At 57.5% G+C, this 19,095-nt stretch carries 20 protein-coding genes; 7 read left to right on the top strand and 13 right to left on the bottom strand.

The features are described 5' to 3' along the window. Positions 1-48 precede the first annotated feature (48 nt). From AC2FI9_RS14620 to AC2FI9_RS14630, 3 genes are all read right to left on the bottom strand, one after another. A complete protein-coding gene (locus AC2FI9_RS14620) occupies positions 49-1,260 on the bottom strand; it encodes a flagellin N-terminal helical domain-containing protein (protein WP_170417286.1) in 1,212 nt (403 codons plus the stop codon). A 211-nt stretch (positions 1,261-1,471) separates the two neighbouring features. Next, the gene (locus AC2FI9_RS14625) at positions 1,472-1,831 is read right to left on the bottom strand and encodes a flagellar biosynthesis protein FlgN (protein WP_282120342.1); all 360 of its coding nucleotides are present in this window, start codon (positions 1,829-1,831) and stop codon (positions 1,472-1,474) included. Next, entirely contained in the window at positions 1,815-2,096 is a 282-nt protein-coding gene (locus AC2FI9_RS14630; protein WP_496768610.1) for a rod-binding protein, read from the bottom strand. Before AC2FI9_RS14630 ends, AC2FI9_RS14625 begins: the two co-directional genes overlap by 17 nt. A gap of 111 nt (positions 2,097-2,207) precedes the next feature. Between AC2FI9_RS14630 and AC2FI9_RS14635 the strand changes: the two genes are divergently transcribed. The 3 genes from AC2FI9_RS14635 to AC2FI9_RS14645 are packed head-to-tail and all read left to right on the top strand — an operon-like array spanning position 2,208 to position 5,002. After that, complete coding sequence (locus tag AC2FI9_RS14635; RefSeq protein ID WP_496768612.1) at positions 2,208-3,413, top strand: flagellar hook-length control protein FliK; 1,206 nt, start codon at positions 2,208-2,210, stop codon at positions 3,411-3,413. Beyond that, entirely contained in the window at positions 3,410-4,081 is a 672-nt protein-coding gene (locus AC2FI9_RS14640; protein ID WP_496768614.1) for a flagellar hook capping FlgD N-terminal domain-containing protein, read from the top strand. The genes AC2FI9_RS14635 and AC2FI9_RS14640 overlap by 4 nt, the downstream gene beginning before the upstream one ends. Positions 4,082-4,135: 54 nt before the next feature. Then, positions 4,136-5,002, top strand: a complete 867-nt coding sequence (locus AC2FI9_RS14645; RefSeq protein WP_496726533.1) for a phosphotransferase — start codon at positions 4,136-4,138, stop codon at positions 5,000-5,002. Here AC2FI9_RS14645 and AC2FI9_RS14650 read toward each other — a convergent pair. The 5 genes from AC2FI9_RS14650 to AC2FI9_RS14670 all read right to left on the bottom strand — a co-directional run bounded on the left by AC2FI9_RS14650 (position 4,999) and on the right by AC2FI9_RS14670 (position 10,293). Beyond that, positions 4,999-6,309, bottom strand: coding sequence for an NAD(P)/FAD-dependent oxidoreductase (locus AC2FI9_RS14650; protein WP_496768616.1), 1,311 nt, complete (start codon positions 6,307-6,309; stop codon positions 4,999-5,001). The two genes, AC2FI9_RS14645 and AC2FI9_RS14650, sit on opposite strands and share 4 nt — an antisense overlap. Then, positions 6,306-7,124 (bottom strand): ABC transporter permease, encoded by an 819-nt coding sequence (locus tag AC2FI9_RS14655; protein ID WP_058272596.1) that lies wholly within the window; start codon positions 7,122-7,124, stop codon positions 6,306-6,308. The genes AC2FI9_RS14650 and AC2FI9_RS14655 overlap by 4 nt, the downstream gene beginning before the upstream one ends. Next, a complete protein-coding gene (locus AC2FI9_RS14660; protein ID WP_108861206.1) occupies positions 7,121-8,011 on the bottom strand; it encodes an ABC transporter permease subunit in 891 nt (296 codons plus the stop codon). Before AC2FI9_RS14660 ends, AC2FI9_RS14655 begins: the two co-directional genes overlap by 4 nt. Beyond that, complete coding sequence (locus AC2FI9_RS14665; protein ID WP_496768619.1) at positions 8,011-9,138, bottom strand: ABC transporter ATP-binding protein; 1,128 nt, start codon at positions 9,136-9,138, stop codon at positions 8,011-8,013. The genes AC2FI9_RS14660 and AC2FI9_RS14665 overlap by 1 nt, the downstream gene beginning before the upstream one ends. 69 nt (positions 9,139-9,207) lie before the next feature. Next, positions 9,208-10,293, bottom strand: coding sequence for a polyamine ABC transporter substrate-binding protein (locus tag AC2FI9_RS14670; protein WP_113791802.1), 1,086 nt, complete (start codon positions 10,291-10,293; stop codon positions 9,208-9,210). 141 nt (positions 10,294-10,434) lie between these two features. Between AC2FI9_RS14670 and AC2FI9_RS14675 the strand changes: the two genes are divergently transcribed. Together AC2FI9_RS14675 and AC2FI9_RS14680 are read left to right on the top strand one after the other, a co-directional pair. Beyond that, a complete protein-coding gene (locus AC2FI9_RS14675; protein WP_496768621.1) occupies positions 10,435-11,118 on the top strand; it encodes a GntR family transcriptional regulator in 684 nt (227 codons plus the stop codon). Between the two features lie 76 nt (positions 11,119-11,194). Further along, on the top strand, positions 11,195-12,592 hold the full coding sequence (locus AC2FI9_RS14680) for an aspartate aminotransferase family protein (protein WP_496768623.1): 1,398 nt from the start codon (positions 11,195-11,197) through the stop codon (positions 12,590-12,592). 389 nt (positions 12,593-12,981) lie between these two features. On the opposite strand, the gene AC2FI9_RS14685 is transcribed toward AC2FI9_RS14680, so the two are convergent. The 3 genes from AC2FI9_RS14685 to AC2FI9_RS14695 form a co-directional block, all read right to left on the bottom strand. Further along, complete coding sequence (locus AC2FI9_RS14685; RefSeq protein WP_496768703.1) at positions 12,982-14,166, bottom strand: lytic murein transglycosylase; 1,185 nt, start codon at positions 14,164-14,166, stop codon at positions 12,982-12,984. Next, positions 14,126-14,272: a hypothetical protein gene (locus AC2FI9_RS14690; RefSeq protein ID WP_496768705.1), complete on the bottom strand. Its 147-nt coding sequence runs from the start codon at positions 14,270-14,272 to the stop codon at positions 14,126-14,128. The genes AC2FI9_RS14685 and AC2FI9_RS14690 overlap by 41 nt, the downstream gene beginning before the upstream one ends. A 71-nt stretch (positions 14,273-14,343) precedes the next feature. Then, on the bottom strand, positions 14,344-15,057 hold the full coding sequence (locus AC2FI9_RS14695) for a helix-turn-helix transcriptional regulator (RefSeq protein WP_496768625.1): 714 nt from the start codon (positions 15,055-15,057) through the stop codon (positions 14,344-14,346). Positions 15,058-15,079: 22 nt separating this feature from the next. On the opposite strand from AC2FI9_RS14695, the gene AC2FI9_RS14700 reads away from it, so the two are divergent. Continuing rightward, positions 15,080-15,838 carry a glutathione S-transferase family protein gene (locus AC2FI9_RS14700; protein WP_496768628.1) on the top strand — a complete coding sequence of 253 codons (759 nt, stop codon included), beginning with the start codon at positions 15,080-15,082 and terminating at the stop codon, positions 15,836-15,838. After that, positions 15,835-16,221 carry a DUF1801 domain-containing protein gene (locus tag AC2FI9_RS14705; protein ID WP_496768631.1) on the top strand — a complete coding sequence of 129 codons (387 nt, stop codon included), beginning with the start codon at positions 15,835-15,837 and terminating at the stop codon, positions 16,219-16,221. Before AC2FI9_RS14700 ends, AC2FI9_RS14705 begins: the two co-directional genes overlap by 4 nt. On the opposite strand, the gene rnr is transcribed toward AC2FI9_RS14705, so the two are convergent. Both rnr and AC2FI9_RS14715 read right to left on the bottom strand, forming a co-directional pair. After that, positions 16,212-18,473 carry a ribonuclease R gene (gene rnr, locus AC2FI9_RS14710; protein WP_496768633.1) on the bottom strand — a complete coding sequence of 754 codons (2,262 nt, stop codon included), beginning with the start codon at positions 18,471-18,473 and terminating at the stop codon, positions 16,212-16,214. The two genes, AC2FI9_RS14705 and rnr, sit on opposite strands and share 10 nt — an antisense overlap. 46 nt (positions 18,474-18,519) lie before the next feature. After that, entirely contained in the window at positions 18,520-19,095 is a 576-nt protein-coding gene (locus tag AC2FI9_RS14715) for a TIGR04282 family arsenosugar biosynthesis glycosyltransferase (RefSeq protein ID WP_496768635.1), read from the bottom strand.

Genomic DNA, 19,095 nt, shown 5'->3' on the forward strand with positions numbered 1-19,095 from the left:
GCGGTCAGTATCGGGGCGCGTTGCCGCGCCCCGACCATGTTCCTTAACTTAGCGGAACAGTGACAGAATCGACTGCGGTGCCTGATTTGCGATCGACAGCGACTGGGTTGCCAGCTGTTGCTGAACCTGAAGCGCCTGCAGACGTGCCGAGGTTTCTTCCATATCCGCATCGACCAATGACCCGATTCCGGATTTGAACGAATCCGCCAGGTTCGAAATGAACTCCTTCTGCGTTTCGATCCGACCTTGCGAAGAACCAAAAGCCGCCGATGCATCGATCGATGTGTCAATCAGCGTCTCGATTGTGGCCAACGCGGCCGTAGCACCTGCACCGGTTGAAACATCAATGCCCGTCAATGCGCCAAGACCGCCTGAACCCGCGTTCACATACTGAGCCGAGAACGAAATGTCCGTGCCGGTGGCATTGGCAACGGACAAGGTGCCCGCGGTGCCCGAGTCATAATCAACAGTCAGACCCGTGATACCAAGTTCATCAATTTTCGCCTTCAAACCCACTGCAACGATATCACCGGTCGTAGAGGCCGCAGCATCCGTTGCAGAAACCGTGTAGGATACGACCTGATCGTCGATCGCCAACACAACCTTGTCACCTGCAGCAAACGCACCACTGGATTCATCCGTTACCAGCGCAGTTGCCGAAGTTGTGCCGTTGTCAATCGTCGCACCAACGCGGTCGTTGCCGGTGGAAGACCCGGTCGAACCGTCAAACACCTGAGCCGCAGTGTACCCGCCGGTAGAAAGGTCCTGACCCGCAACAGTGATAGACGACGCGGTCACGTTGCCAGAGTTGTCCCGGTCAAGAGACGCCAGGATCGAAGCGGAACCCGCCGAGCCGTTAACCAGGTTGAGGCCGTTGAATTGCGCGGCGTTAACAACCGAGTTTATCTGGCCCTTTAACGCGGTGACATCGTCGTTGATCTTGTCGCGATCTACGTTGTCTTCCTGTGCTGCAACGATCTTGCTTTTCATCTGAGACAGCAGATCGGTGACCGTTTCGGACGCGTTACGCGCAACCGCTACGGTGGACTCACCCAGTGCCAGGCTGTCTTTGATCGCGTTGAAGCCTTTGACATCCGATTCCATGACCTTGGAAATCGCCCAGACGGCCGAGTTGTCTTTCGCAGTCGCAACGTCCTTACCGGTGGAGATCGCGTTCCGCGTTGCCCCAAGATCCTTGTTGACCGACTTGAGAGTTTGCAGCGCAACCATGGCGCCATTGTTTGTCAGAATGCTGGACATTAGCTTTCTTCCTTTTCCGTTCGGGCCCTTTGCGCCCATGCTCATCCCGCCACTGGTGCGGGCTTTGACGTCTTTCTGATCGGTGCGATCCGCCGTCGGGCTGTTCGCGCCACCTGATTTGTCCAGGTGCCCGAACACCTTTGACGTCGATCCCCTAACGGAGTGCTAAAGCGCGAAGGTCAGAAACCTCGGATTTGAATCAAACCCTTATCTATGCCCGTTTTTCCAGCTTGGCTTGATGGCGGACGGCAAATTCGCTGCGCTGCCCGTCCGCACCATAGGTGGTGAATTCTTGCCGCACGCGCCGTAACTCGGCCATGCGGTTGGCCACCGCGCGAATCCCTTCGGCGGCGCTGTTTAGTAACGCCTGGTTCCGCTCGACCTTTCTTTGCAGGCGGATCAGTTCATCACTATCAAAGACGTCAAGATCATTAATCGCACCGATCAGTTTTTCCTTTTCCGGAGCCGTGTTATGCAGACGATCCAGATCGCCCTGCACCAGCGCGTTTCGCTCAAGCTCAAGAACGTCTTCGAGTGATTTTACAAGGTCGGCTTCAGACGTCTTTGGCATCGGTTTTCTCCATCATAGATTGGAACAGGATTTCAGAAAGGCCAACGCCACCGGATCTGGCCAGCGCACGGGCCTGATGCTGAACAAGAAATGAGGCAAACTGATCTTCGCCTGCACCGCCGCCAAAGGATTGGCGCGCTTTGCCCAGCCCGGCCGATTTCAGCATCTCACTCAGAAACGCAGCCTCTAGTTCTATGGCCGCCTCCCGCAATTTCTGGGAATAGGCAGGGGGGTGAGATGGGGAGAGAGGCGGGGAAACCTTCATTGCTTTCTCCAAAAATTGCATCGAACTTTTTCGATCAAAAGCGAAAGCAGTTAAAATAAACGTAACTTCCTGCAGGCAGGTTTCCGGTCGCGCAACCGGAGTCGGAGCATAATGCCCAACCCTCTTTCAGTGATGTCATCCTCGCCGACCGCAACCGCCAAACCCCACGGAATCAATCCCGAGCAGGGGGATGAAAGTGGCGCTACGTTTGAGGCCGTGCTCAATCAACACAAAGGTGAGAACAAAGAAGAAGCAGCCGCTCTTACAGGCGCAGAACCGGACGTGGACGTTGAAACGGACGAGGCTGTCTTGCTTGAAGATGCAGAAGTGTCCGCTGATCTCAACCAGAGTGAGCGGACACCCCTTCTGGACACGCGTCTTGAAGTGGGCACAAAACGCGATCCCTCCGAAACACCCGTGTCAGCTGCGTTAACCGACCCGCGCAGTCCGAAAGTGCCTGAAACCGAGCAAACCGGCCTATCCAACAAGGTCGATAGACTGGATGCAGGCATCAATGATTCGCGCATAGTCACCCCGGATTTTCGGCACAGCGCGGCTTTGAGCCCTGCGTCACAACCAATTGCTGCGCGGGGAAAGGTGGACCTTGCGGCTTTTGCGTTGCAACCTATGGGCGTATCCCGAAAAGAGACCGCAGACCGGACCGTTCATCCAGAGCGGCACCGGCATGAAACGCAACATCCGCCGCAAAGCAATCTTGCACCTCAACAAACGACCAACCCGGATCGCGCACCAAGCATCGCTCAATTGCAGATGTTCGCGCCGGAAAAAACCCGTGCTCAGACTGACGCGCCAGCATTTCACGAGGTCGAAAACGTTCACGCCCTCAGGGCAGATTCGCCCGTTTCGGCGGGGCGGGATCCGGTAACTTTTACACAAGCCATGGCACAGACTGCCCGGGCCGAGACAGCGCGCGCCGTCGCCGGGCAAATGGCTGCCGTCATCACCACACAGCCGAAATCCGGTTCCGTTGAAATCGCGCTGAACCCCGAAGAACTGGGGCGGGTGTCCATCATGTTGAACGGCCGCGATGACGGATTGCATCTGACAATTTCCGCCGAGCGCCCGGAAACCCTCGAGATGATGCGCCGTCATTTGGCGGTGTTGGAGGAAGAGTTCAAAAATTTTGGCTTAGGCGATCTGTCATTTGACCTCGGGACATCCGGAGACGCCGAACAGAATCAGGCCGGCCACCAGGAAGGATCGCCTGCTGAGACCGCGCAACTCACCGATTCCTCTTCAAACGCGCCACCCATTCCCAAAACCGGCCCCGTTGGCCGCATCGACATGAGGTTGTGAAATTGATTACCCCGACCCAATCCAACGCCCAACCGTCAGCCACAGTTCAAACCCAAGACGCGTCAAAGCAAACAGGTCTGGCATCGGACTTTGAGACATTCCTGACAATGCTGACCGTACAGGCCCAGAATCAGGACCCGTTGAAACCGTTGGATGCCTCGGAATATGCATCGCAACTGGCGCAATTCTCGATGGTCGAACAACAGGTTCAGACAAATGATTTGTTGGCGACACTTGGACAGGCGCTGGGTGGCGCAAATCTGGACAAACTCGGCAAATGGATCGGGATGGACGTGCGAGCGCCCGCGGCTTTCCAATATGAGGGCGAGCCTTTGACGCTGTTTGCCACACCCTCACCAGATGCTGACAAGGCGGTCATAGTCATCCGCGACAGTGACGGAGCCGTTGTCGATCGTGTGGCTGTTTCCACGACCGACGATAGAACGGTTTGGACTGGTCAGGGAAGCGATGGGCAGCCTCTGGCGGCGGGGAGTTACTCGGCCACACTGGAAAGTTATGATGGCGACGAGCTGTTATCGACACAGCTGGCAGAGACCTATGGCGAAGTTGTCGAAGCTCAGGTTACGGACAATCAGGTTATGCTGACCCTCGAAAGCGGGAAGGTTGTCGCTGCTACGACGGTAACCGGGGTCAGAGCCGGAACTTGATCTGCCGGGCAAGACAGTTCAAACCTTGGCAGATTCGACTCGCTAACTGCATTGGTGAAACTCCTGCCTGCCCCAACCCGCCCCCCTTCTGATCTGGTCGACGATCTGCGCGCCCGTGACTTTGTTCAGCCCGGCGCAGAGTTTCAAACGTTGTATGGCGGGCGAACAAATCAGGTCTGGAAAGTACTGGGTGGCAGCGGTGACAAGGTTCTGAAGCTGTATCGCGCAACACCGCGCAATCCGCTGTTTCGCAACGACCCGGAACTCGAAGCGCTATGCTTACGCACCCTTGAGCCAACCGGATTTGTTCCTCGCCTGCGTGCGACAGGAACACATGATACAGGCCATTGGGTGTTCTACGATCACGCTCCCGGATCACCGTGGCAAGAAAGGCCTGAGAGTGTCGCTGGTTTGCTGAGTGAACTACACAGGCTTGATGTTTCGGTCCAAGCGCCGGATGGCTGCAATGGCAGTCGGGACCTGGCTGAACATGCCGAGCGTATTCTAAGCGTCTGCACCTCTGATACACGAGCACGGCTCGCGCAGCTGCGCCCCAAAGGCCATGTGCCCGCGACCGCACACACATGCCTGATCCATGGCGATACCGTGGCCGGAAACATCCTTGTCGCGGCGACCGGCATAACCCTGATCGACTGGCAGTGCCCGGCTTGGGGCGATCCGTGCGAGGACATTGCGATGTTCCTGTCCCCAGCCATGCAACGGCTTTACCGCGGCGCACCCCTGAGCGTGACCGAGGAAGAGCGGTTTCTGGCAGCATATGGTCACGATGAAACTGTCGCGCGATACCGGGATTTGCGCCCGTGGTTTGCATGGCGCATGGCTGCCTACTGTTTGTGGCGCATCGAAAACGGGGCTGCAGATTATGCCCAAACGCTCGAACTGGAAGTCGCCGCGCTTTAGAGCGATAACCGATCCGCGATTGCCATCGCAGCATAGGCGGGCGGCATCAAGGCGCGCCGCCAGAACCCAAGAGGAAACCGTCCCGGCGGCTGTGCAATCGGCGCGGGCAACTCGGTCTGTTTATCCAAAACCAGGCGGGCAAGGGCGCGCCCGCAATACGTCCCCATGGCAACGCCGTTCCCGTGATAGGCAAAGGCGGCAAACATTCCGGGTTGATCGGGAACCGGCCCGACATAAGGCGTCAGCTTGCGCGACAGGCACACCATTCCGGACCACATATGGGTCACATCCACTTCTTTCCATTCCGGAAACATGGCCTGAAAGTCCCGACGCATTGTCCGGCGAATGGCGGCCTCGGCCCGAGGGGACGACTGTAACCCTCCGCGCATGCCGAACAGGAACCTCCGATCAGGCATCAGGCGGAAATAGTGCAGCAGGTTTCGGGTGTCATAACACATCTGCTCCGAGGTCCACCCCTGCGCTTGCAACTCAGCGTCTGTCAGGGGCCGGGTCACCAGAACCGTGGATTGCGTGGGCATGTAGCGTCCCGACAACCAGGGCGGCATATCCTCGCTGGAGTATCCGTTCGTACAAATCAGAACATTCGTGGCGCGGATTTGACCTGATCCGGATTCAATATCGAACCCGGCCTGAGCTTTCCTGATGGTTTCAACTGGCGATTTCTGGAAAAGCTGTACGCCCCGCGCCTGGGCCGCACCTGCCAAGCCAAACAGGTACTTTCGAGGGTTAAGAGCGAAACCAACCGGATTTGTATAGGCACCATGAAAGGAACCGCCCAGACCCAGGTGTTGCAGGTCACCAGAACCGTGCAAGACACCTGATGCTTCTGCGTTACGACGTAGCTTTTCCATCGCCCGTGCCGAATGGGCCAGTTGGGTTTCCCCTTTCGAATGGGTATCGGCGTCGATCTGATGCTGTTCCAGCAAATCCGCGACAAGCTGAACAGCATCTTCTTCCGCTTGTTCGTAGGACTGCGCAGCCTCAGCGCCAAACCCACGGACCAAAGACCCATGGCTTAGCTTGGACCCTCCGAGACAGCAAAATCCGCCATTCCGGCCCGAGGCACCCCACCCCGGGGTTGCGGCCTCAAGAACCGCAACTTTCACACCTGCCTCGGCCAGATGCAGGGCTGCCGAAAGCCCCGTGAAACCGCCGCCGACGATTGCGACGTCAACGTTCAGATCACCTTTATGGGTCGGCCAATCAGGTGCCGAAATTGTCTGATCCCACCAGCAGTTCTGAAGGGGTCCAGGCCCATAGGTGTAGTCCGGAAAAAGACGCTTCATTCGGTGCGCGCAGCGGCAAGTTCATCCTGCTTTTGCCGAACCATTGCGCGTTTCGTCACCAGCGAGGCGGTGATAACGCCAACCGTGACGACTGCAATCATGATGGTAGACAGCGCGTTGATCTCGGGGCTGACGCCCAGACGCACGGCCGAGAATATCTTGATCGGCAGCGTTGTCGCCGACGGGCCCGAGGTAAAGGACGCGATAACCAGATCGTCCAGCGATAGGGTAAAAGCCAGCAGCCAGCCTGAAATCACCGCGGGCGCAATGATCGGCAGTGTCACAAGACGGAACGCCTGCGCTGGCGAACATCCCAGATCCAAAGCGGCCTCTTCCAGCGACTTGTCAAATGTCACAAGGCGCGAGGACACGACGACCGACACAAAGCACATCGAAAAGGTTGTGTGGGCCAGAACGATGGTCAGAATGCCCCTGTCCAGCCCAATGCCGATAAACAGCAGCAGCAACGACAGGCCGGTGATCACTTCGGGCATTACCAGAGGCGCGTAAATCATTCCGGAAAACAGTGTCCTGCCAAAAAACCGCCCGCCACGGACCAGAACATATGCGGCAGCGGTGCCAAGAACGGTGGCCAATGTGGATGAGAACACCGCAACCCGTATCGTCACCCAGGCCGCGTTCAGAAATGCCTCGTTCTGGGCAAGCTCACCGTACCATTTGGTCGAGAACCCCGCCCATACTGTGACCAGCTTGCTTTCGTTGAAGCTGAAGATGATCAGGATGACCATCGGGATGTAGAGGAACGCAAAGCCCAGTGTCAGAGACACCGCGTTGAACCAACTCAGCCTGTTCATTGCTCGGCCTCCGTCTGTTTCTGCTGGTTGCGCTGGAACAGCACAATCGGAATCACGAGGATCAGCAACAACACAACGGCAACGGCACTGGCCACCGGCCAATCGCGGTTCGAGAAGAACTCTTCCCACAGCACCTTGCCGATCATCAGCGTGCTGGACCCGCCCAACAGCGACGGGATCACGAATTCACCGATCACCGGGATCATCACCAGGAAACAGCCGGCGATGATACCGGGGCGCGACAGCGGTATTGTCACCAGCCAGAACGCCTTCAGACGGGAACAGCCCAGATCTTCGGCTGCTTCGATCAGGGATTCATCCATGCGCTCCAACGACGAATAAATCGGCAGGATCATGAAGGGCAAATAGGTGTAGACGATACCGATGTAGACGGCAGTATTGGTGTTCAAAATGGTCAGCGGGGTCGAAATGATACCCAGCCACAACAAAATCTGGTTCAGATAGCCTTCATTGCTGAGAATTCCCATCCACGCGTAAACGCGGATCAGGAACGAAGTCCAGAACGGCAGGATCACCAGCATCATCAGCGTCGGGCGCCATTCGGCTGGCGCACGGGCCATTCCATAGGCAATCGGATAACCCACCAGCAACGTTAGAACCGTCGAGATCAGAGCGATCTTGACGCTGGACAGGTAGGCTTTCCAGTAAAGGTCATCTTCGGTCAGCCAGACGAAGTTTTCGAAATCCAACTGGCTGAAAAAGTCGGTTATCCCAGACCAACCCTGCGACAGATCCAGTGTCGGCGTGTATGGCGGGATCGCCAGTTCGACATCCGACAGCGAAATCTTCAGAACGATGAAAAACGGTATCAGAAACAGGGCCAGCAGCCAGACGTAAGGAACAGCGATCAGAAGGGCGCGGCGCATCAGTTTGCCAGCAAAACCGCAGCCGTTGCCGTCCACGACAGCCAGACCGGGTCTTCCCATGTAAAGGATCGGCGCGAGATTCGGCGCGTGTTGGCCGATTGCGCCTTGATGATCGTGCCATTCGGCAGTTCCACGTAGTACGTGGACAAGTTGCCCAGATAGGCAATGTCAAGCACCTTACCCTGTACCGCATTGATGGAATCCGCCGGGCGGTCGGCCGAGATCGTCACCTTTTCGGGGCGGATCGCAAGATGGCAGCTTTGCCCGTTCGAGAATTCTGTCGACGAGGTTGCGGTCAGCGGCGATTGCCCCTCGGCCCAGTCGATTTGGTAGGCTTCATCGCCGTTCGCAGTCGCCCGGCCTTCGATGATATTCACATCCCCGATAAAGTCAGCGACATAGACTGAGTTGGGGTTTTCATAGATCCTGTCCGGCGTAGATACCTGCATCAACTTGCCCTGATCCATCACGGCGACGCGGCTGGCAACAGTCATCGCCTCTTCCTGATCGTGGGTCACGATCACAAAGGTGGTGCCGGTCTTTTCCTGAATATCCATCAGCTCGAACTGAGTGTCCTGCCGCAGTTTTTTGTCCAGCGCACCCAAGGGTTCGTCTAGCAACAGCAGTTTTGGCGCTTTTGCCAGTGACCGTGCCAGCGCGACCCTCTGCCGTTGGCCACCCGAAATCTGGTGCGGTTTACGGCGGGCGAATTGCTCAAGCCGGGTCAGGCGCAACATCTCTTCCACGCGGTCTTCAAGATCCCGCTTGGGCATGTTGTCCCGGCGCAGACCGAAGGCGATGTTCTCCCAGATGCTAAGATGAGGAAACAGCGCATAAGACTGGAACATCATGTTCACAGCCCGCTTGTTTGGCGGGATCGGGTCGATGTCCTGCCCGCCCAGCATGATGTGCCCTTCGGTAGGCTTTTCAAACCCTGCCAGCATCCTCATCATGGTCGTCTTGCCGCAGCCGGATGGACCGAGCAAAGCAAAGAATTCCTGTTCAAATATGTCCAGTGACAGGTTGTCGATCGCCGTGAATCCGCCAAAACGTTTGGTCACATTCTGGAATTGGATCAATGGTTTCGCCTGTGGATCTTCCCACGGCGCAAAGACGTTTGTGTTCAAGGCGGCCCCCGTTCGACGGTCTGATTGAAAGGGCAAGGCGGTCGGGCCGCCTTGCTCAGATACTTCGGTTCAGGTGCCCGATTTGATTTTGGTCCACAGGCGGGTCACGCTCCGCTGCGTTTTGACGGGATAAGGCGTCGTGATGTAGAGATTCTGCATCGTGGCATCACTCGGATAGATTGCCTGATCACCAATCACGTCTTCCTCAAGGAACTCCTGAGAAGCCTTGTTGCCATTGGCATAGTACACATAGTTCGATGCGGCAGCCATGTTGTTGGCGTCCAGAATGAAGTTCAAGAACTGGTGTGCGCCTTCCGGGTTCGGAGCATCCGCCGGGATGGCCATCTGGTCGAACCACATCAGCGAACCTTCAGCGAATGGGTGGTATTCAATTTCCACGCCATTTTCGGCCTCGGCCGCGCGATCCCGCGCTTGCAGGATGTCACCTGACCAACCGACAGCTACGCAGATATCGCCATTTGCCAGCGCGTTGATGTATTCCGAGCTGTGGAATTTCTGGATATGCGGGCGAACGCCAGCCAGAACTTCTTCGGCTTTACCGATCACATCGGTGTCATGGCTGTCCGGATCTTCACCGATATACTGCAGCACCATCGGAATAATCTCGGCCGGAGCGTCCAGGAAATGGACGCCGCACGAGGCCAGCTTTTCCATATTCTCTGGTTTCAGAACCAAGTCCATGCTGTTCAGAGCCACGTCATCGCCTAGCACTTCCTTAACCTTACCAACGTTAACGCCGAGGCCGGTCGTCCCCCACATGTAGTTGATCGAATAGGCGTTGTTCGGGTCATAGCCTGCGGTACGTTCCTGAATCACGTCCCATAGGTTTCCTGAATTCGACAGCTTTGCTTCGTCCAGTTCCTGAAAGGCGCCAGCCTGAATCTGACGCTGTAGAAACGTGCCCGACGGCACAACTACGTCATAGCCTGATCCACCGGCAAGCATCTTGGTTTCCAGAACCTCATTGCTGTCGAACACGTCGTAGATCAGGGTCAGCCCTGTCTCTTCTTCAAATTTCTTCAGCAGATCCTCGTCGATATAGTCGGACCAGTTATAGACGCGCACCTCTTCGGCAAAAGCCGCCGAAGTCCCCAGCGCGACAATCGCTGTCATTGTCAGCGTTTTGATTGACATATTTCTCTCCCTGCAAGTGTACGGGTATTTTCCCGTTTTTTTTTGATTTGATCAAGTTTTGCGTTTTTCCCCGATCCATCGTATGGTTTCACGAGGTCAGGCGTCTGGCAAGTCGACACCACGCGAAACAGGGTAAACTAATTGGATTTGATCAAAAATAAAGCATCTGGCCCGAATGTGGATGAGGGTAAAAGACCGGCTCATGAACAGGTGTACCAAACCCTGAGATCGCAGATCATGTACGGTGATCTGGTCCCGGGACAACCCGTCACGATACAAGGTTTGACCGAATCGCTTGGGGTTGGAATGACCCCCGTCCGCGAGGCGATCCGGCGGCTGATTTCGGACGGCGCGCTGGTGTTTCAGGGCAATCGACGGGTCAGCGTGCCGTTACTGTCGGGTACCGATGTCGAGCAGATGATTTTTGCCAGAATATCAATAGAATCAGAGCTTTCCAGGCGGGCAACCGCGAATCTAAAACCTGCTGATATCGACCAGCTCGAGAAGCTTGATCAGCGATTGGATCAGACCATCACAGACGGCGACGTCAGTGGTTACCTGCGCTTAAACCACCAGTTTCATGAAACGTTATATGCGCATGCGGATGCTCCAATTCTCAACGATCTAGCCGAGAGGCTTTGGCTGCGGTTCGGCCCCTCACTACGCGTTGTTTGCGGACGATTCGGAACACATAGCCTGCCGGATCGACACAAGGACATCATCGCAAGCTTGCGGGCGAAAGATGCGGAAAAGGTGGCGAAAGCAACCGCTCAGGACATTGAGCAGGGTATGGAATTGATGTCGGACGCTTTGATCCGCGCCTGATTCACGTCGATTCGATTGACAGCAAAAAATTTGATCATATTGTGACAGGTAACCGCCTTTTGCAGGAGATTCTCTGATGTCGACCATCACCAATCACATGCCAACCGCCGAATTGCAGGCGCTGGATGCGGCGCATCATATGCACCCGTTTTCGGCCAACGGATCATTGGGCGAGGAAGGTGCGCGTGTCATCACTCGTGCCAAAGGCGTGTACCTGACCGATAGCGAAGGCGAAGAGATTCTGGACGCCATGGCGGGTCTTTGGTGCGTCAATATCGGTTACGGTCGCGATGAGCTGGCCGACGTTGCGGCCCGTCAGATGCGTGAACTGCCCTATTACAACACGTTCTTCAAAACGACCCATATTCCGGCCATCGCTTTGGCTGCCAAGATTGCGGAACTGGCGCCGGGGGATCTGAACCACGTGTTCTTCGCGGCGGGCGGGTCCGAGGCAAATGACACCAACATTCGTCTGGTTCGCACCTATTGGGCTGAGAAGGGTCAGCCCGACAAGAACATCATCATCAGCCGCCACAATGCCTATCACGGGTCCTCTGTCGGTTCCGCCTCGCTAGGCGGTATGGCGGGCATGCATGCGCAAGGCGGCATCCCAATCCCGAATATCCACCACATCAACCAGCCGAACTGGTGGGCCGAAGGCGGCGACATGACGCCGGAAGAGTTTGGCCTTGCCCGCGCGCGCGAGCTGGAAGACGCGATTCTGGAACTGGGCGAAGACCGCGTCGCGGCCTTTATTGCCGAACCCGTGCAGGGTGCGGGAGGGGTGATCGTTGCCCCCGATACCTACTGGCCCGAGATCCAGCGCATTTGCGACAAATACGATATCCTTTTGATCGCCGATGAGGTGATCTGCGGCTTTGGACGCACAGGCAACTGGTTCGGGTCCGAAACCGTTGGTATCAAACCGCATATCATGACAATCGCCAAGGGACTCAGCTCGGGTTACGCGCCCATCGGTGGATCCATCGTGAATGACGAGATTGCCGAGGTGATCGGCGGCACCGAGTTCAATCACGGCTATACCTATTCCGGCCACCCGGTTGCGGCGGCTGTCGCGCTAGAGAATCTGCGCATCCTCGAAGAAGAAGGCATCGTCGACCACGTCCGCGACGTGGCCGCCCCCTATCTGAAAGAGAAATGGGAGGCCCTGGCCGATCATCCACTCGTCGGTGAGGCCAAGATCGTCGGCATGATGGCCTCGATCGCGTTGACGCCGGACAAGGCCAGCCGCGCCAAATTCGCGTCCGAGCCCGGTACGGTCGGCTACATCTGCCGCGACCGCTGTTTTGCCAACAACCTGATCATGCGCCATGTGGGTGACCGGATGATCATCTCACCCCCGCTGGTCCTGACCCCTGCGGAAATCGACGAGATGTTCGTGCGGATTCACAAGTCACTGGACGAGGCGCAGGCCGAGATCATCGCGCAGGGTCTGATGAAGGCAGCGTCATAGCCCAGATTGCTACTATTCAGGTTTAAGGGGCGCACTGGATGCGCCCCTTCCCACTTTCTGAGTCGCAATTACCCGTCAATCGATACAGCTCAATTGCTGAACACAACTAGTTTCGATCAAATCGAGCGGTAAAAAGAAGTAATTTTGTATCGCGCGACAACCAAAAATTTATCGCGCGATAAATATCTTGATTTGATGTAATTCAGATTCAAGTATGCGAATGCGACTCGGTTAATTGTATTACCTCTACCGGCGTCGCGACCCGCTCTTCTGCTGGGTCCACCTCCCGTCTATCGTAGTGAGTGCCGGTAGTCGGGAGGTTGCACAGCCAATACCTGAGAGAGTATCCGCAGTGCATACCCAGGCAATAGATCAACGCCCCTACATTGTCACCGCAACGCTTCCAAGAGGTTCAGACTGGCGTATCCGTCTGGCAGCAACCCCTGCGCCAATTGATAAGCCCGAACAGCTTTGACTGTGTTTGGCCCTGTGCGCCCGTCGACGCCTTGGGTATCAAAGCCAGCCTCGGTCAGGCGGGATTGCAATTCCTTTTTCTCGGTGAAACTCAACACCCGGTCACCACGCGGCCATTCGGTTTGGAACGCCCCCCGTCCGGCAAGACGGTCAGACAGGTGTCCTATCCCGATCACATAGGCGTCGGCACCGTTGTATTCCTCAATCACCTTGAAATTGTCGAAGATCATCAGCGCGACGCCCCGCCCTCCGGCGGGTAACAGAATTGCCGCTTGTCCGTGATCCGAAATGTGGGCGCCACTCGCCGCCACCACGCCACGTGCGGTCCATTGTGAGGGCATCAATGTGTGATCCCGCCTTGCGGTGGAATAGTCGAACCCTTTGGGCAGGGTCACCTCAACGCCCCACGGCTGCCCCTTGGTCCACCCATGCCGCGCCAGATAGGCGGCGGCCGAGGCCAGCGCATCGGTTGGATCGTCCGACCAGATATCGCGACGCCCATCCCCGTCGAAATCAACTGCGTGGTCCAGAAATGAGGTTGGCATGAACTGCGTATGCCCCATCGCCCCAGCCCAGCTACCCACCATATTGCGCGGGCTGACGTCGCCCGCCTGAATGATCTGCAATGCGGCGATCAACTGGGTTTCGAAAAACTGCGCGCGTCGTGCGTCAAACGCCAATGTCGCCAGTGATCGGATCGTGTGATCACTGCCCCGATAGGTCCCGAACGAGGTCTCAAGCCCCCAAATCGCTGTCACAACCTCTTTTTCGACGCCGTACATGGCTTCGATGCGGGTTAGTGCGTCGCGATGGCTCTCCAACCCCGCCCGGCCGTTTCTGATGCGCGTGTCCGAGACGGCAGAATCCAAATACTCCCAAATGGGTTTCGAAAACTCTGCCTGGTTGCGGTCGCGCCTGATCACGTCCTTATCGTAGGTCAAACCTGCCAGCGACCTGTCCAGTGTTGAGGCTGATATCCCCTGCTCGGACGCCCGTTCACGAAATGCTCCAAGCCACGCCTGGAACCGCGCGTTTCCTTCCGTCGACACCCGGTACTCCTTAGCTGAGGGTCGTAAAACTGGCCGGATGGATATCGCCACGCCAGCTGACGCCAGCTGTATGGCCTGTGATCCGCCCAGAGTATTGATAGATTCCGCCTGCACAATGGATGCCCATAATGCGGCGGTCATAACGCCACCTATGCATTTACGCATTCCGAATTTTCCTGGTTTCTGCTCAACCTCAGAATACCGCAGAATTGGAATTTTCCAAAGCGTTCAGCTTGACCCTTCGCGATCTTTTGCTTTGTGCTGTGCGCGGATCTGGGCAAGGGCTTCTCGCAGCAAGGGGATACGGTTCGGCCTAAAGCTTTCATCTGTCACGGACATTTCGCGGATCCGGTCTAGCCGGAAGACCCGGAAATCCTGCCTCAGATGGCACCAGGAAATCAGAACGTTGGAGCGATCCATATAGACGATACTCAGCGGGTTCACCTTACGACGGGTGTCATCGCCCTTGGCGTCGGTATAAGCAAACTCGATCGTGCGCTCATCCCACGTGGCTTGTCGCAAGTCCCCGACCGTGATGGTGGGCTTGGCCGGGCGATCAAACCGCGTCGCTGTCAACACGGCATGGGTCAGCCGGTGCGACTGACGCTGGGGTAGGCGTCCCTGAAGTTTTCGTAACGCATTGCCTGCCGCATCCGCTAAACCGGGGTCGCCAATGGCCTGCACCTCTCGCAACCCCAACACCAGCGCTTCAAGCTCATCATCTGTGAATCCAAGCGGCGGCAGTGTTGCGTCTTCGATCAGGGTAAAGCCAAAACCGGCCTCACCGTCGATCACCGCCCCAAGCCCGCGTAACGACTCAATGTCGCGATGGACGGTGCGCGGCGAGACGCCCAGATCCTGCGCCAGTTGCCGGGACGTCTTCGGCGAAGGACCAGAGCGCAAGGCTTGCATCAATTGGAACAGGCGGGCGGTTCGGGACATAGTGCAGATTAATCTAAATCTGATGACAGAAACTGTCATCAGGCAAAGCTATTCCTCGGGCATCCCGAATTTGGAGCCTCCGATGTTGACCCTTATGATTTACCCTTCGGCCTTTGGCCTGTTCAGCGCCAGCCCCTTTTGCGTCAAGGCTGCTTACATGCTGGAACACGCGGGCCAGCGTTGGCAGCGGTCTGATATGTTGGACCCCCGCAAGATGCCCCATCAGAAACTGCCGGTTCTGCGCACGCCAGAGCGTCTTGTCCCGGACAGCGACCTGATCCGCGATTGGCTTGAGGCGCAGGGCGCAAACTTCGACGCTGGGCTAAGCGACATACAAAAGGCGCAGGCACGGACGCTGATCCGCATGGCAGAGGAACACATTTATTTTCAGGTCGTCCAGGACAGATGGGCCAATGACGAGGTTTGGCCAACTCTGCAAAAAACCTTCTTTTCGGTCATTCCCGCTCTGATCCGAACTCCTGTATCAAACTCTATTCGGAAAAAGGTCGTTCAGGGGTTGGGGTTTCAGGGTGTCGGCCGGTTCTCACCTGCTGAGCGTCAGGATCGATTGGAGCGGGACCTTGAAGCGATATCCGCTTATTTGTGGCAATCACCGTACCTTATGGGCGACAAGCCCACCTCGGCAGATATGAGCGTTGGGCCGATGTTGGCCGCAATGCGCGCAACACCGGTGGAAACCCCGCTGACCCAGCGGATCAAACAGGATAGGCTGCTCAACGACTACGTGGACCGAATGGAACAGGCGATACCGCTGCCATGACACCTTTTGACGACCCCGCGGTGCAAGCCGCCTTTGAAGCGTTTCCCGAAGACACCCGTTCGGGTGTCCTCGTCTTGCGTGAGCTGGTGTTTTCAACCGCTGGGGCGTTGCCTAAAGCCCAACCATTGAGTGAGGCGTTGCGTTGGGGTCAACCCGCCTATCTGGCGCCCAAAGGGTCGACCATCCGGCTGGGCGGGCACAAGTCGGCATCCTTTGCGCTGTTCGTGCATTGTCAGAGCCGACTAATGGGTGATTTCACCACTGCCTTTCCAGGCGAGGATCGGTTGGACGGCAACCGGGCCATTCTGTTTGATGACCCGGATCAGATTGATGAAACCCGGCATGGCTGGCTGATCGCACGGGCGCTGACCTATCACCTTTGACGACGTTTGCGTTCGACCTTGCGCTTGATCTTGTCCTTCTTGCGCTTGGTACTGACCGCCTTGCGCCGTGCGCCCCCCCGCTTAGCAGGCCCGCCTCCGCGCGGCAGGGCTTGGTCTTCGATGGACAGCAGCTCCAGCTCGAGCCCGCCGGTAACGGGCGTGGCCTCGGTCAGGCGCACGGTGACCCGCTGGCCGATGGCAATGATCAGCCCTGAGTCCGATCCCATAAGCGTGCCGGCTTCGCGGTCGAAATGGAAAAACTCGCGCCCCAGTGACCGGACTGGCACCAGACCATCCGCGCCGGTTTCGTCCATCTTCACAAATGCACCGAACCGCGCGATGCCGCTGATACGACCACTGAATTCATTGCCCACACGCTCGCTCAGATAAGCGGCCAGATAGCGATCCGTCGTATCACGCTCGGCCATCATTGAGCGGCGTTCGGTGTCCGAGATATGCGTTGCCGTTTCATCGAGTCGCGCGATTTCATCCTCGGTCAACCCGTCGTCACCCCAGCCATGCGCCGTGATCAGCGCCCGGTGCACGATCAGGTCCGCGTAACGACGAATGGGAGAAGTGAAATGCGCATAGTTGCGCAACGCTAACCCGAAATGGCCGAAATTCTCGGGATTGTAATAAGCCTGTGCCATTGAGCGCAAAGTTGAAAGGTTGATCAGCTCTGCATCCTCTGTCCCGGCAGCCGCGTTCAGCAATGCATTCAGGTGCCGGGTTTGCAGCACCTGACCCTTGGCCAAATTTAGGCCCGCAGCCTGCGCGGTTTCCCGCAGGCTTTCCAGCTTTTCTTGCGCCGGTTCCTCGTGCACACGGAACAGCAACGGGCGTCGCTTGGCGATCAATGTCTCGGCGGCGGCGACATTGGCGAGGATCATGAACTCCTCGATCAGCTTGTGCGCGTCCAAGCGGTCGCGGAAGGCCACGCTTTGGACCTCGCCCGCGTCGCTGAGAACGATCTTGCGTTCGGGCAGGTCCAGCTCCAGCGGCTGCCGTTCCGCCCGCGCTTTCTTAAGCCCGGCATAGGCATCATAGAGCGGCTTCAACACAGGGTCTAACAAAGGTCCTGTGCGGTCGTTGATATTGCCGTCTATTGCGTCTTGCACCTCGGCATAGTGCAGCGACGCGGCCGAGCGCATCAGACCACGTACAAAGCGATGACCAATCTTGTTTCCATCCGCATCGATCTGCATTCGAACAGCGATACAGGCGCGCGGAACGCCTTCGTGCAGCGAACACAGGTCTCCAGAGAGGCGATCCGGCAGCATTGGCACCACCCGATCCGGGAAGTAGCTGGAGTTGCCGCGCTTGCGCGCCTCACGATCCAGCGCGGTACCGGGCTGCACATAGGCGGCGACGTCGGCGATGGCGACCCAGATCACATGCCCGCCAGGGTTCTTGGGGTCATCGTCGGCATGGGCGTAACAGGCATCGTCATGATCCCGCGCATCTGACGGATCGATGGTCAGCAGCGGCATGTCCTGCAGATCTTCGCGGCCTTTCAGCCCCACGGGTTTGGCCTTGTCAGCTTCGTCAATCACCTTGTCGGGGAAATCATCCGGAATGCCATGCTGGTGGATGGCGATCAGCGAAACGGCCTTGGGTGCAGACGGATCGCCCAGCCGTTCCACGATACGCGCACGCGGCAAACCCATGCGGTTCTTTGGCCCGGCCTGTTCGGCTTCGACCAGCTCGCCGTCCTTCGCACCCAGTACGGCACCGTCAGCAACCAGCCATTCGGTCTGACCGGCTTTGTCGATTGGCACGATCCGACCGCCTTCGGCCCCTTTGCGAAAGATGCCGACGATCTTGCGCGGGTTGGTTCCGATACGGCGTATCAGTCGTGCCTCGTAATTGTGGTCTTCCTCATGCACCACCGTCAGGCGGGCCAGAATTCGGTCGCCCTCTCCCAATGCAGGATCGCTGGCGCGGGTGATGATCAGAACAATGGGCTCGACGCCTTCGCCATGCCATTCCAAAGGCCGCGCGAACAGGTCGCCATCCGCATTCGGAGCCTTCACCTGCAGCACGCTGACCGGTGGCAGGCGGTCCGGGTCGCGATAGCTGCGCTTGCGCTTTTCCAGATGCCCCTCGGCCTCTAGCTCTTTCAGAATGCGTTTCAGATCGATCCGGTCCGCGCCCTTGATACCAAAGGCTTTAGCGATATCGCGTTTCGAGGTCAGGGTGGGGTTCGCCGAGATCCAATCGAGGACCTCCTGCTTGGTGGGTATCCGAGTCATACTTCCGGCCTATCATGGGTATGCGACGGCGTCATGATCAAAAAGCTCAGGGGTTCAGGTCTGCCACCGTGTCAACATCGCGCAGATGGTCCAGCAATCCGACACGACACCCCGGAACCGAAGCCAGAGTGTCGGCCAGGGCGGTTTCGGTAGACCAGCGCACATTGCGAAACAAGTTGTTCGGCAACGCCCCGTATCGTTGGGCCCCTACCAGCCAATAGCCTCCGTCCGGCGCAGGGCCAAAAACGAATTGCGAACGCCCCAATTCCTTGAAGGCCCGTGCGACATGCTGCGATGTGATCCCGGGAATATCAGCGCCGATCAGACAGACCGGTCCATGTGGCATCCCGCGTAGCATACGCCCCATACGATCGCCCAGATCGCCGTGCCCTTGCGCCGCGCGGGGCAGGTCAACAGGCCAGATGCGGCTGGTCAGACCTTCGCGATCCGGGGCAACGGCAAGCACAATCTGCCAGCGTGGGTCCCGCAATCGCCGGATCAGCGCGCGTGTCTGATGGCGGAACCACCACGCGGCACCAACCATGCCGATGTCGCGCCCCAACCGTGTCTTGACCCGACCCGGGCGGGGTTCTTTCACCATGATGACCAATGTGCGCTGCAT

It is taken from the genome of Ruegeria sp. CDSA246 (genome assembly GCF_059611225.1).

Excerpts from the sequence above, each read along its gene's own strand:
- AC2FI9_RS14650 (WP_496768616.1), bottom strand. The coding sequence starts at position 6,309 with ATGAAGCGTCTTTTTCCGGACTACACCTATGGGCCTGGACCCCTTCAG.
- AC2FI9_RS14655 (WP_058272596.1), bottom strand. The coding sequence starts at position 7,124 with ATGAACAGGCTGAGTTGGTTCAACGCGGTGTCTCTGACACTGGGCTTT.
- AC2FI9_RS14690 (WP_496768705.1), bottom strand. The coding sequence starts at position 14,272 with ATGCATAGGTGGCGTTATGACCGCCGCATTATGGGCATCCATTGTGCA.
- AC2FI9_RS14620 (WP_170417286.1), bottom strand. The coding sequence starts at position 1,260 with ATGTCCAGCATTCTGACAAACAATGGCGCCATGGTTGCGCTGCAAACT.
- AC2FI9_RS14670 (WP_113791802.1), bottom strand. The coding sequence starts at position 10,293 with ATGTCAATCAAAACGCTGACAATGACAGCGATTGTCGCGCTGGGGACT.
- AC2FI9_RS14680 (WP_496768623.1), top strand. The coding sequence starts at position 11,195 with ATGTCGACCATCACCAATCACATGCCAACCGCCGAATTGCAGGCGCTG.
- AC2FI9_RS14660 (WP_108861206.1), bottom strand. The coding sequence starts at position 8,011 with ATGCGCCGCGCCCTTCTGATCGCTGTTCCTTACGTCTGGCTGCTGGCC.
- AC2FI9_RS14715 (WP_496768635.1), bottom strand. The coding sequence starts at position 19,095 with ATGCAGCGCACATTGGTCATCATGGTGAAAGAACCCCGCCCGGGTCGG.
- AC2FI9_RS14625 (WP_282120342.1), bottom strand. The coding sequence starts at position 1,831 with ATGCCAAAGACGTCTGAAGCCGACCTTGTAAAATCACTCGAAGACGTT.
- AC2FI9_RS14635 (WP_496768612.1), top strand. The coding sequence starts at position 2,208 with ATGCCCAACCCTCTTTCAGTGATGTCATCCTCGCCGACCGCAACCGCC.
- rnr (WP_496768633.1), bottom strand. The coding sequence starts at position 18,473 with ATGACTCGGATACCCACCAAGCAGGAGGTCCTCGATTGGATCTCGGCG.
- AC2FI9_RS14700 (WP_496768628.1), top strand. The coding sequence starts at position 15,080 with ATGACAGAAACTGTCATCAGGCAAAGCTATTCCTCGGGCATCCCGAAT.
- AC2FI9_RS14705 (WP_496768631.1), top strand. The coding sequence starts at position 15,835 with ATGACACCTTTTGACGACCCCGCGGTGCAAGCCGCCTTTGAAGCGTTT.
- AC2FI9_RS14695 (WP_496768625.1), bottom strand. The coding sequence starts at position 15,057 with ATGTCCCGAACCGCCCGCCTGTTCCAATTGATGCAAGCCTTGCGCTCT.
- AC2FI9_RS14630 (WP_496768610.1), bottom strand. The coding sequence starts at position 2,096 with ATGAAGGTTTCCCCGCCTCTCTCCCCATCTCACCCCCCTGCCTATTCC.